Source organism: Blautia sp. HCP3S3_C4, assembly GCF_052064095.1.
Taxonomy (GTDB): domain Bacteria; phylum Bacillota; class Clostridia; order Lachnospirales; family Lachnospiraceae; genus Blautia_A.
The window spans coordinates 58,990-71,435 of sequence record NZ_JBQHWF010000009.1 but is presented as its reverse complement, the minus strand read 5'-3'; the positions used below and the strand labels follow the sequence as shown (position 1 = coordinate 71,435).

Here is a 12,446-nt window from a genome sequence, read left to right as displayed (position 1 = left end):
AAATGCACTATTGTAATTGAGAAAAAAAGTAAAATTAAAAAAAGAAATGGTTACAATGCACAAAAGAACAATCTTTTTTTGTCTAAAACAGTCAAAATGATTGTTGACTTTTTAACAGATTCGAATATAATAATCTCAAAATCTTGAATCGCTGAAAGAATTTATGAAACTTTTAGAAAGATTTTATATTTCTCACGGATCATATATATGGTCAGGAGCTTTCAGACTTTCGACTAAACTAAGACATCTGAGACAGACAGCAGGTAAGGACATCACAGACGGGCTTCAGGAAGAGACATCTAAGGCAGGCAGCAGGTAAAGACAGCAGGGACAGACTTCAGGAAGAGGCATCTAAGACGGACACCGGGGAAAGACATCTGAGACGGACATGATAAGAGAGTGCGAATGTCTTTCAGCGATTCAAATAGAAAAAGGAGGGAAAAGAAACGGGTAATTTAGCAAGCACGTTAATGGAAGAACTTCAATGTAAGACAGTTTTTACCATACCAGTGTTTGGAGGAATACCGATTGCAGAATCAGTAGCAGTGACATGGATCATCATGGCAGTGCTTTTAATTTTGTCATTGGTGCTCGTAAGAAACCTGAGTGTGGAGAATCCCGGTAAGAAACAGCTTCTCCTGGAAGCAGGCGTCGGTTTTCTTCATGATTTCTTTAAGGATATCCTTGGAGAAGAGGGAAAAATGTATATTCCCTATCTGATGACGGTTGTCATTTACATTGGAATAGCAAACATTTTCGGTGTGTTTGGATTTGTACCGCCTACAAAGGATTTGAACTGTACCATCGGTCTGGCAATTACAAGTATTTTCCTGATCGAGTATGCAGGATTTCACAAGAAAGGTCTGAAAGGTTTTCTTAAGAGCTTCGCAGAGCCGTCACCGGTTATGTTGCCAATCAATATTCTTGAGATCGCCATTCGTCCGACATCACTTTGTATGCGACTTTTTGGTAATGTATTAGGAAGCTATGTGGTCATGAAACTCCTCGAGTTTATATGCCCGGCGATTCTTCCTATCCCATTCAGCCTGTACTTTGATTTCTTTGACGGATTCATCCAGGCTTATGTATTTGTATTCCTGACTTCACTGTTCATTAAGGAAGCCATCGAATAAATAAGAATTACTGTTTATCTGTTTTTACATAAATTCAAATTACATAAACAACGACAGAAAAAAACAGTGATAAACTGTTATCCGCAATCGCGATATAGAAGAGGATAGCAGTTCACAAAAAGAGATTTGTAATATTTAGTTTATTCTAGTTGAACAACAGGAGGAAAAAGTTATGTTAGTAGCTATCGGAGCAGCAATCGCAGTTATGACAGGTATTGGAGCAGGTATTGGTATTGGTATGGCAACATCCAAAGCAGTAGAAGCAATCGCAAGACAGCCGGAAGCAGAAAGCAAGATCAGTAAAGCACTTCTTTTAGGATGCGCCCTTGCCGAGGCAACAGCTATTTACGGTTTCGTTATCGGTCTTCTGATCGTTATCATGCTTGGCTAATTGATGGATAAAGAATAAGTAGAAAGGCAGGTGGGACCGGTGATTGAAATTAATATCAACGTGGTCTTTACGATTATCAACCTGATTGTTCTTTATCTTTTAATGAAAAAGTTCTTATTTGGTCCGATCCTCAATGTGATGGAGCAGAGAAAAAACATGATCGACCAGCAGTTCGCAAGTGCCAAAGATACAGAAGAACAGGCATATGAACTGAAAGGTAAATATGAAGATGCACTGAAATCTGCGAAAGACGAATCCATGCGTATTGTAAATGCAGCAAAGGATGAGGCAAAAGTACAGGCTGAGCGTATTGTAAAAGATGCAAATACACAGGCCGGCGCAATGCTTGACAAAGCAAAGGCAGATATTAAGACAGAGCAGGAAAATGCTATGAAAGCTATGGAAAGCAGAGTGGCAGAGATCGCGCTGGATGCAGCCTCAAAGATCATGGGAGAGAAAAACAGCAGTCAGCAGGATTTGTCCCTTTATGACCAGTTTATAAAAGAGGCAGGTGATTCCAATGACGGAAACAAGCATTAATTATGCAAAAGCATTATATGAGCTTTCTGTCCCGGAAGAAGCTGTTTTGGAGACAGAAAAGATTTTCAGGAGTACCCCACAGTTAAAGGGGGCTCTTGAGAATCCGCTGGTTTCTTTAAAAGAAAAAGAACATGTAATTGACAGAGTCTTCCCACAGGAGATGAAAAATTTCCTGAAGGTGACCTGCAAATATCAGAAAATCAGCAGCATTTATGATATCCTGGAAACATATGGCGATTACAGCCGCAAGCAGAAAGGTATCCTGAAAGCTGTTCTCACATATGTAACAAAACCGGAAGAAGCCCAGAAAGAGAAGATGGAAGATTTCCTTCGCAGGGAATTCGGAGCAAAGGAAGTAATCCTTACTCTCAGAGAAGACAAATCTTTGATCGGAGGCTTCATTCTTTCTGCCGGAGACAAAGAGTTCGACTGGAGTCTCCGCGGACGTTATAACAATTTAAGACAGAAATTGACACGGAGGTGAATAAAAGTTGGCTGCAATGAATCCAGATGAAATCATTTCGATTCTGAAAGAAGAAATTAAGAATTATGACGAAATCAGCAAGGACCAGGAAGTAGGAACAGTCATCTCCGTAGGAGATGGTATCGCCACGGTACATGGTATTGATCATGCTATGTATGGCGAGGTTGTAACCTTTGAGAATGGTCTGAAAGGTATGGTTCAGGATATCCGTGCAAACAGCATCGGATGTATCCTGTTCGGTAAAGATACAGGAATCAAAGAAGGAACAAAGGTGGCAAGAACCCAGAAACAGGCAGGTGTGCCTGTAGGTGACGCTTTTATCGGAAGGATTGTAAATGCTCTGGGAGCACCGATCGATGGTAAAGGCGAGATCAAGGCAGATGGGTATCGCCCGGTAGAGAATCCGGCACCTGGGATCATTGAGAGAAAATCTGTAACAGTTCCGTTGGAAACAGGTATTCTTTCCATTGACTCCATGTTCCCGATCGGCCGTGGCCAGCGTGAGCTGATCATCGGTGACAGACAGACAGGTAAGACTTCCGTTGCACTGGATACCATTCTGAACCAGAAAGGCAAAGATGTAATCTGTATCTATGTTGCGATCGGACAGAAAGCTTCCACAGTAGCTAAGATTGTATCTACTCTGGAGAAACACGGTGCTATGGACTATACAACAGTATTCTCCTCTACAGCCAGTGACTGTGCACCGCTCCAGTATATTGTTCCTTATGCAGGTACTGCACTTGCTGAGTACTTCATGTATAAGGGAAAAGATGTATTAATGGTTTATGATGATTTATCCAAGCATGCAGTTGCATATCGTGCACTGTCATTGCTTCTGGAACGTTCACCGGGACGTGAGGCTTATCCTGGAGATGTATTCTATCTCCATTCCAGATTACTGGAGCGTTCCAGCCGTCTTAATGAAAAGGCCGGCGGTGGTTCTATCACTGCACTTCCTATCATTGAGACACAGGCAGGTGACCTTTCCGCATATATTCCTACAAACGTTATTTCCATCACAGATGGTCAGATCTTCCTGGAGAGTGATCTGTTTAACTCCGGTATGCGTCCGGCGGTTAACGTAGGTCTTTCCGTATCCCGAGTTGGTGGTGCTGCACAGGCAAAAGCCATGAAGAAAGCAGCAGGAAGTGTCCGTATCGATCTGGCTCAGTATCGTGAGATGGAAATCTTTACACAGTTCAGTTCTGATCTGGACGAGGCTACAACTCAGCAACTGAAATACGGAAGCGGACTTATGGAACTTCTGAAACAGCCGCTTTCAAGCCCGTTAAGTCTTCATGAACAGGTCATCACTCTTTGTGCGGCAACACACAAGGCAATGATGCACGTGGAAACCAAGAAGATGAAGAAGTATCAGAGAGATATGCTGGACTACTTTGACAGTGCTTATCCGGAAATCGGAAGAGAGATCGAGGAGAAGAGACAGCTTCCGGATGAACTGGCAGAAAAGATCGTGAAAGTGGCAGAAGAATTTGCAGATAAGAGCAGGTAGGTGTTGATATGGGCAGTACGAAAGAGATTCAGACTCGAATGAAAAGTATTCAGGACACCATGAAGATCACCAATGCCATGTATATGATCTCTTCATCCAAGATGCAGAAGGCCAAAAGAATCCTGTCTGATACAGAGCCGTATTACTATAATATGCAGGCAGCTATTTCCCGAATCCTGCGTCATATGCCGGATACAGAGCATCCTTTTTTCAGTATCCGTCATAAGATTGCGGAGGAAGACCGTAAGATCGGCTGTATCGTAGTTACCGGTGATAAGGGTATGGCAGGTGCCTATAACCATAATATCCAGAAAATGACAGAACAGTTTATGGCAGAGCATGAGCACTGCAAGCTTTATGTGCTGGGTATGGTAGGCCGTCAGTATTTCACGAAGAAACATATGGATATCGCAGAGAACTTTCCATATACAGTACAGAAACCGACCATGCACAGAGCGCGTCTGATCTCAGAGGAGATTGTCAGAGCGTTTCTGGACAGAGAACTGGACGAAGTACGTATTTTCTATACGGAGATGCAGAGTGCAGTTGCCATGGAGCCGGTGAATATGCAGCTTCTTCCATTGAAGAAAGCAGAGTTCCTGCCAAATCAGGCAATGCTTGCGGATATGCCACAGGAGGAAATCGTGCTGTCACCATCAGCCGATGTACTTCTGAATACCATGATCCCAAATTACCTGACCGGTCTGATCTATGGATGTCTTGTAGAAGCGTATGCCAGTGAAAATAATGCCAGAATGATGGCAATGCAGTCCTCTACGGACAGTGCAAAGAAGATGCTCAGGGAATTATCCATTGAGTACAACCGTGCGCGTCAGGCTGCCATCACACAGGAAATCACTGAGATTGTCAGCGGTGCAAAAGCACAAAAAAGGAAGTGACGACGATGAACAAAGGTAAAATTGTACAGGTTATGGGACCTGTTGTAGACGTTGTTTTTGAAGATGGAAATCTTCCTGAGATCAAGGATGCCCTTGAGGTAGAGAACAACGGTAAAAGATGTGTAATGGAAGTTTCCCATCATCTGGGAAACAATATGGTACGCTGCATTATGCTGAGCGCAAGCGAAGGCTTACAGCGTGACAGAGAAGTCATCGCCACAGGAAGCGGCATTAAGGTTCCTGTAGGTGATAAGACACTGGGACGTTTATTTAACGTACTTGGTGATACAGTAGATGATGGTCCTTCCCTTGAGGGAGAACAGAAATGGGTCATCCACAGAGATCCGCCGGATTTCGAACATCAGAAACCGGCTGTAGAAATCCTGGAAACAGGTATTAAGGTTATCGACCTTCTTGCACCATATGCCAAAGGTGGTAAGATCGGTCTGTTCGGTGGTGCCGGTGTTGGTAAGACAGTCCTGATCCAGGAGCTGATCCAGAACATTGCCACAGAGCATGGCGGATATTCCATTTTCACAGGTGTTGGAGAGCGTTCCCGTGAAGGTAACGACTTATGGTCAGAAATGAAAGAGTCCGGCGTTCTTGAAAAAACAGCCTTAGTGTTCGGACAGATGAACGAGCCGCCGGGATCCCGTATGCGTGTTGCTGAAACCGGACTGACAATGGCCGAATACTTCAGAGATGAAGAACACAGAGATGTGCTTCTTTTTATTGATAATATTTTCCGTTTCGTACAGGCTGGTTCCGAGGTTTCCGCCCTTCTTGGACGTATGCCTTCAGCCGTAGGTTATCAGCCAACACTGGCTACTGAGATGGGTGAACTTCAGGAACGTATCGCTTCTACTAAGGATGGTTCTGTAACATCTGTACAGGCTGTCTATGTACCTGCCGATGACCTGACTGACCCGGCTCCTGCAACTACATTCGCTCATCTGGATGCAACAACCGTTCTTTCCAGAAAGATCGTAGAGCAGGGTATTTATCCGGCCGTTGACCCGCTGGAATCTACTTCCCGTATCCTGGAGCCGGATGTTGTAGGTGAAGAACATTATGAAGTAGCACGTAAAGTACAGGAAATCCTTCAGAAATATAAAGAACTTCAGGACATCATCGCTATTCTTGGTATGGAAGAGCTTTCTGAAGAAGATAAGAGCACTGTATTCCGTGCAAGAAAGATCCAGAAGTTCCTTTCCCAGCCGTTCCATGTAGCTGAGAACTTCACTGGTATCAAGGGTAAATATGTTCCTCTGAAAGAAACCATCCGTGGATTCAAGGCAATCGTTGATGGTGAGATGGATCAGTATCCGGAAAATGCTTTCTTCAATGTTGGTACAATTGAGGATGTCATCGAGAAAGCAAAAACTGAGATGGGTCAGGAGTAATTGCTGAGAGGGAGTACTTGATATGGCAGATACATTTGGTCTTGAGATTTATGCCAGTAATAAGCTGGCGTTTGCAGGACGTGCCAAAACTCTGACAATTCCGGCTGTTGACGGAGAGCAGGCTTTTCTGGCACAGCATGAGAATATTGTTGCGGCTATTATTCCGGGCGAGATGCGTTTCGAGGAAGCAGATGGTACGAAACATGTTCTGGCAGTGAGCAGTGGTTTTGTAGAGATGATCAATAACCGTGCAAAAGTATTCTGCTTAACTGCAGAGAGCCCGGAGGAGATTGATATCCGCCGTGCGCAGGAAGCGAAAGAAAGAGCTGAGGAGCAGATGAGACAGAAGCAGAGTATTCAGGAGTATCATATGAATCAGCTGGCTTTGTCGAGAGCTATGGCACGACTTAGGGTTACGAGTCATAAAGAGATATAAGTACATTTTTGATAAATGGTACGAAAACCCCAAAGGGGACGCTTGAGCAGCGTCCCCTCTGGACACCCCTTGCGCTTTTTTTGGGGAGCGCAAGGTTTTTTTATGGGGAAAGTTGTTAACTTGGCGGATTCGCCAGGTTGGGTCAAAAAAGTCACCGCGTTTTGGCGGTGGCTTTTTTTCGGTATTGGTGAGTTGGAGATTGTGGGATGAGGTTCGCTTTGAAACACTAATGGATTGGATTTTGATATTTGTAAGGTGTTTGATTACATGGATTTTTTTAGAGTGTGGAAGTCCTTCATTGCCTGCCATCCGATTTTGGTGATTTTTTTTAGGTTGAGGGAGTTGGTTCCGGCTTGGCGGGGTTTGAAGGTGATGGGGAGGAAGGTTATTTTTTCTTTGTAGTATACGAAGTAGGTGGTGAGCATGATGTTGGGGAGGTTGTAGTTTTTGGGAAGGCGGTGGATGTATTTTTTTACCAGGTCTGTGCGCATCAGGCGGAAGGGGGCGTTGGCATCCGGGATTTTTACTCCGAAGATCAGGCGGAGGAGAAGGCAGACTGTGTTTTCTACGAATTTTCTGGATTTTCCGTCACCGCGGACTTTGCGGTTTCCTATGATGGCATCGTAGGTGTTTCTTTTTTTCCAGAAGGCTTCAAATTCGTCGGGGTTGGTCTGGCCGTCGGAGTCGGTCTGGAAGATATAGTCAGCTCTGTGTTCAATGGCGTAGCGGTAACCGTAGAGAACGGTGGAACCGTGGCCGCCGTTTGGCTTGGTCAGGGGGATTAGGAGAGGGCGGGCCTGTGCCAGTTTGCAAATTAGCTCATAAGTATTATCCTTGCTTCCATCGTTAATGATAACCAGACGGGATTGTCCCTCTTTGTTGTGGGACTTTACGATGGGATACCATTCACTGACTGTGCGTTCTATGTTTTCTGCCTCGTTGTATGCGGGAATTACGATAAATAATGAAGACATGTATGATTTCTCCTTGTTTCTGTTTCCATGTATCTGAGTGATTGTTGCATTTCTTTTATTATACCTTGATAGTGCTTTGCTGGCAACCGATATATAAATTTACTCTAGCTATTCTATGGCACAGTGTATTATACTTAACCCAAAGGATGGGAGGTTTTTTATGGTTACGATAAAAGAGATTGCCAGACAGGCAGGGGTAAGCACGACTACAGTTTCCAATGTTCTGCACAAGAAAAATGCCAGGGTTTCGGCTGAAACCATAGAGAAGGTGGAAAGGCTTCTGGCAGAAAATAATTATATTCCAAGACTGGGGCTAAATGCATTGACCAACCGGAGTTCCAGGATTATCTGTATTCTTATTACAACGCCGAAGTTTGCCAGAGGCTCTGCTTATGAGACACCATTTTACGGGAACATGCTGGGACACCTGGAGAGGCTTCTGAGAGAAAAGGGATATTATATTATGATTTTCTCGGATAAAAATGTAGAGGAAATTGAGAAGATGACAGTTGGCTGGAATGTGGACGGGATCATTACGATTTCTATGCCCTACAGACACCTGAAAAAAATAGCCGGCTTATCTGGAACACCCATAGTGTCTATTGATATGGATGAAATGCCGGAAGGGAATGAGATGTATTACCAGGTCACCTCTGAAGACAAAAAGGGCGGCAGAGAGATGGCAGAATATTTGATCAGACAGGGCGTAAAAAGAATCGTGTATCTGGCAAATGTAAATCATGGTGCGGATCATCTGCGTTTTCTGGGGGTAATGGAAGCAGTACGTGAGACAGACAGAGATGTTCTTCTGGAAGAGAGACGTCTGCCCGGAAATGATGCAGAACGAGAGAAATGTTATCAGGATTTTCTGAAATATGTGGGAACAGAGACGGCTCTGTTCTTTTCTGCAGATATTAATGCAGCAGAGATGATCTCTTTTCTACACAGGAATAAGGTGAAGATTCCTGAGGAAATTTCTGTGGCAGGTATGGATGATGATGTATTTGCCACCATTGTTTATCCCCGTCTGACTACAATCCGTGTAGATGTAGGAGAAAAAGCGGAAACTGCAGTGAATGTGCTGATGAAACTTATACACGGGGAAAAGTGTGAAAAGAATGTATATATGACAGGAGTACAGCTGGTGGAAAGGGAAAGTGTAAAAATTAAGCCATAAAAGAGGCTCCGGAGTACTGGGATTGGCAAAGTGACGAAAGTAAAAATTGTATATTTTTAACAAGCTAAAGTGGAGAAATAAGTAAAGATTACGAGAAAATTTAGATAAGATTCACAAAAACAGGTTAATTTGACTTTTTGCAGGTTATGTAGAAAACCTATAAAAATATACACAATAGAAGATGAAAATATGTTGACAATTCACATAAAGCGAAGTATATTAAATGCATAAGACAAACGAACGTTGCTGTTTGGGCAAAAGAGCAGCAAAAGTTGCAATAACTGAATAGAGGAGGACAGACAGATATGAAGAGAAAGAAAAAAGAATATCTGGAATGTGCGGCTTTTACAGTTCCGTCATTATTTCTTGTAATGCTGGTGTTTTATATTCCCTTTGTAATGAGTCTTTACTACTCACTGACAGAGTGGAACGGAATTTCCAAATCACCGAAATTTATCGGACTGGAGAACTTTAAGAAATTGTTCAGTGGTTCTTCAGATTTCCTGCAGAGCCTGATCTTTACCGGCAAGTATACCATTGTTTTCATGATCCTGGTAAATATTCTGGCACTGGCAATCGCAGTAGCTCTTGTACAGAAGATCCCGGTTGCGAACGTAATGAGGAGTATGTTCTTCATTCCGTATATCATGAGTATGACAATCGTAGGTTTCATCTGGAAATTTATTTTTTCACAGGGATTTGCAGCACTTTTTGAAAAAACACACCTGGGATTCTTAAATCTCAGCTGGCTGGGTGACAGTCATCTCGCATTCTATGCGGTGGCTTTTGTAGGTATCTGGCAGGCACTTGGTTTCTACATTGTTCTGTATATTGCAGGACTTCAGGCAGTTCCTACAGATGTGCTTGAGGCAGCAGAGGTAGACGGTGCTACTTCCTGGAAGAAATTTTTCAAGGTTACACTTCCTCTTCTGGGACCGTCCATTACAACCTGTGTATTTATGTCCCTGACAAATGCCGTTAAGGTATTTGATATTATCCTGGCACTTACCAAAGGTGGCCCGGGAGGATCTACATACAGTGTAACACTTGATATTTACAGAGAGGCTTTCCAGAATAACAATTATGGTCTTGGATCTGCCAAGGCACTGGTATTCTTTGTGATCATCCTGGTTATTACACAGCTGGTATTAAAAGCTATGCATAGCAGGGAGGTAGATTTATAATGACAATGGCCCAGAGAAAGAAAACGAAAAAGATAGTACTAACAATTGTAATGCTTATCCTGGCGTTGATCTATATTTACCCGGTATTTCTGATGGTGATCAACTCAGTGAAGCCCTTTGGCGAAGTTATCATGGATGTAATCGCACTTCCAAGTAAGATTGAATGGAGCAATTACACGTATGTAATGGACAAAATGCAGTATGGCAAGCTGTTTCTTAACAACGTGATCATTACCGTGATCGGTATTGTGGGAATCATCATATTTTCTTCTATGTCTGCTTATATCATCAGCAGAAAGAAAAACAAATATACCAGATTTGCACAGTTTATGATCACAACACCTATGCTGATCCCGTTCCAGACCATCATGATCACACTTCTGAAAGTTATGAACGTAGTAAATCTTTCCGGAAGCAAGGTAGGACTTGGAATACAGTACTGGGGATTCGGTATTCCCATGGCTGCATTTATTTATGGGAATTTCATGTCAACAATTCCCAAGGAGCTGGATGAAAGTGCATTTATCGATGGTGCAGGAACCTTCCGTACTTATCGTTCCATCATTTTCCCGCTTCTGAAATCTGTAACCTTTACAGTCATCGTAATCGATGTAATGTGGATCTGGAATGACTTCCTTCTTCCACTGCTTATGGTCAACAGTTCAAACGAGACCAAGACGCTGGTGCTTTCCGCTTATACATTTGTAGGCCAGTTCAATACACAGTGGCATTACGCAATGGCAGCTATGGTGCTGGCAGTACTTCCATCCATCATTATCTTTATCTTCCTGCAGAAGTACATTGTAGAGGGCGTTGTTGCAGGTGCAGTAAAGGGTTGATGATTTTATAATTACAATGTAAATGACCGGCTGGTTTCATGCCGGACAGAATAAAACCAAAATCAAAAGGAGGATTTTAAGATGAAGAAAAAACTGATCAGTGTAATGCTTTGTGCAGCAATGGCAACTACTATGTTTTCAAGCGTAGCAGTTCATGCAGAAGGTGACGACGAAGGCGAGATCTATATGTTTATCTCCCAGCCGGAGTATGCAGATGCCATCACAGCTCTTATTGATGAGTACAAAAATGTAGAGCCGGGTGTTACTATCAACTATGAGACAACACAGAACGATTATCCTACACTTTTAAAGGCAAAACTTAACTCAGGTGAGTGCCCGGATATCTTCTCCTCCACATCAGGAAAAGAAATCGAAACATATAAAGAATACTCTCTTGACCTTACAGGACAGCCATTAGTTGATGCTATGGACGACAATGTAGCAGCAGCTATGAAAGATGCCAACGGCGAAGGCTGTTATGGTATGGCGATCAAAGGAAACTATTTCGGACTGATCTACAACCAGGATCTTCTGGATAAGGCAGGCGTTGAAAAAGTTCCGGAAACTATGACAGAGTTAAAAGATTGTGTAGAGAAATTAAAAGCAGCAGATATTACACCATTTACAAGTGGATATGCTGAATGGTGGGTATTTAAACATGTATTCCAGCACTTTGCAGATGCAGCATCTGATGATGTGCAGAAAATGGTAGCAGGATTTGAAGATGGATCAGATTCTCTGGAAAATTATCCAATCCTTACAGATAACTTCTTTGAATTTATTGATCTGGTAAAGGATAACGGAGATCAGAAACCTCTGGAAACAGATTTAAGTGGTGAAGAAGCAGCACTTGCAGCTGGAAAAGCAGCTATTATGATTGGACAGGGCGCATGGGTTGAAAGTGATCTGATGAAGATTAATCCAGACCTTAAGATTACATTTGCAGGATATCCGGTAGATGAAGATGCTTCTCATTGCCAGGTTATCACAGGATCAGATCAGGCACTTCGTGTAAGCAAAGATTCCGAAAATCAGGAGATCGTTCTGAACTTCCTGAACTGGTGGTATACCTCTGACTATGGTAAAGCATGGTTCACAGATGTTGCAGGTGTAGTTCCGCCAATTAAGGGTGACTTTGATACAGAGTATGAAGTAATCAAACAGGGTTCTGCTTCCGTTGAAGAAAAAGGTGCGGCTCCTCTCGAAATAATTTACTCTACAGACAGCTTCCATCAGGCATTTGGTGAAGCTATGCAGGCATATGTAGAAGGCAGCGCTTCCAAAGAAGATACAATCAGCACAATTGAACAGAAATATCAGGAAATTGACGGGGCTTCAAACTAAGACTAGCAGACAAAGATGATAACTGGGGAAGAAGCTATGCTTCTTCCCCTTATTTTATGTCACTGAAGCGACCCATCGCAGGCGGAGAATCCTGCAAGCAGGATTCTTTGTTGTACCGTGACTTGC

Annotated in this window: 13 protein-coding genes; 12 read left to right on the top strand and 1 reads right to left on the bottom strand. The window is 43.0% G+C overall.

Going from position 1 to position 12,446, the window contains the following annotated elements; all coding sequences use genetic code 11:
- The first annotated feature begins 470 nt into the window (after window positions 1-470).
- The 8 genes from ACTNC6_RS09700 to atpC all read left to right on the top strand — a co-directional run bounded on the left by ACTNC6_RS09700 (window position 471) and on the right by atpC (window position 6,802).
- Window positions 471-1,133, top strand: a complete 663-nt coding sequence (locus ACTNC6_RS09700; protein WP_441035850.1) for a F0F1 ATP synthase subunit A — start codon at window positions 471-473, stop codon at window positions 1,131-1,133.
- 172 nt (window positions 1,134-1,305) lie between these two features.
- Window positions 1,306-1,524 carry an ATP synthase F0 subunit C gene (gene atpE / locus ACTNC6_RS09695; protein WP_019160512.1) on the top strand — a complete coding sequence of 73 codons (219 nt, stop codon included), beginning with the start codon at window positions 1,306-1,308 and terminating at the stop codon, window positions 1,522-1,524.
- A gap of 39 nt (window positions 1,525-1,563) precedes the next feature.
- Entirely contained in the window at window positions 1,564-2,064 is a 501-nt protein-coding gene (atpF, locus tag ACTNC6_RS09690) for a F0F1 ATP synthase subunit B (RefSeq protein WP_441035852.1), read from the top strand.
- Window positions 2,045-2,548 (top strand): ATP synthase F1 subunit delta, encoded by a 504-nt coding sequence (gene atpH / locus ACTNC6_RS09685; RefSeq protein ID WP_055059444.1) that lies wholly within the window; start codon window positions 2,045-2,047, stop codon window positions 2,546-2,548. Before atpF ends, atpH begins: the two co-directional genes overlap by 20 nt.
- A 16-nt stretch (window positions 2,549-2,564) precedes the next feature.
- Window positions 2,565-4,064, top strand: a complete 1,500-nt coding sequence (atpA, locus tag ACTNC6_RS09680) for a F0F1 ATP synthase subunit alpha (protein ID WP_055053388.1) — start codon at window positions 2,565-2,567, stop codon at window positions 4,062-4,064.
- 8 nt (window positions 4,065-4,072) lie between these two features.
- Window positions 4,073-4,963: an ATP synthase F1 subunit gamma gene (atpG, locus tag ACTNC6_RS09675; RefSeq protein WP_008707001.1), complete on the top strand. Its 891-nt coding sequence runs from the start codon at window positions 4,073-4,075 to the stop codon at window positions 4,961-4,963.
- Window positions 4,964-4,968: 5 nt separating this feature from the next.
- Window positions 4,969-6,366, top strand: a complete 1,398-nt coding sequence (atpD, locus tag ACTNC6_RS09670; protein ID WP_008706999.1) for a F0F1 ATP synthase subunit beta — start codon at window positions 4,969-4,971, stop codon at window positions 6,364-6,366.
- Window positions 6,367-6,388: 22 nt separating this feature from the next.
- A complete protein-coding gene (gene atpC / locus ACTNC6_RS09665; RefSeq protein WP_441035858.1) occupies window positions 6,389-6,802 on the top strand; it encodes an ATP synthase F1 subunit epsilon in 414 nt (137 codons plus the stop codon).
- A 263-nt stretch (window positions 6,803-7,065) separates the two neighbouring features.
- Here the strand turns inward: atpC and ACTNC6_RS09660 are convergent, their stop codons facing one another.
- Window positions 7,066-7,776 carry a glycosyltransferase family 2 protein gene (locus tag ACTNC6_RS09660; RefSeq protein WP_441043959.1) on the bottom strand — a complete coding sequence of 237 codons (711 nt, stop codon included), beginning with the start codon at window positions 7,774-7,776 and terminating at the stop codon, window positions 7,066-7,068.
- A 160-nt stretch (window positions 7,777-7,936) separates the two neighbouring features.
- On the opposite strand from ACTNC6_RS09660, the gene ACTNC6_RS09655 reads away from it, so the two are divergent.
- The 4 genes from ACTNC6_RS09655 to ACTNC6_RS09640 all read left to right on the top strand — a co-directional run bounded on the left by ACTNC6_RS09655 (window position 7,937) and on the right by ACTNC6_RS09640 (window position 12,320).
- Entirely contained in the window at window positions 7,937-8,953 is a 1,017-nt protein-coding gene (locus tag ACTNC6_RS09655) for a LacI family DNA-binding transcriptional regulator (protein WP_441035862.1), read from the top strand.
- A gap of 305 nt (window positions 8,954-9,258) precedes the next feature.
- Window positions 9,259-10,137 (top strand): carbohydrate ABC transporter permease, encoded by an 879-nt coding sequence (locus ACTNC6_RS09650; protein ID WP_441043958.1) that lies wholly within the window; start codon window positions 9,259-9,261, stop codon window positions 10,135-10,137.
- On the top strand, window positions 10,137-10,976 hold the full coding sequence (locus tag ACTNC6_RS09645; RefSeq protein WP_173742657.1) for a carbohydrate ABC transporter permease: 840 nt from the start codon (window positions 10,137-10,139) through the stop codon (window positions 10,974-10,976). Before ACTNC6_RS09650 ends, ACTNC6_RS09645 begins: the two co-directional genes overlap by 1 nt.
- An 81-nt stretch (window positions 10,977-11,057) precedes the next feature.
- Window positions 11,058-12,320 (top strand): ABC transporter substrate-binding protein, encoded by a 1,263-nt coding sequence (locus ACTNC6_RS09640; protein WP_019160521.1) that lies wholly within the window; start codon window positions 11,058-11,060, stop codon window positions 12,318-12,320.
- The last annotated feature ends 126 nt before the right edge of the window (window positions 12,321-12,446 follow it).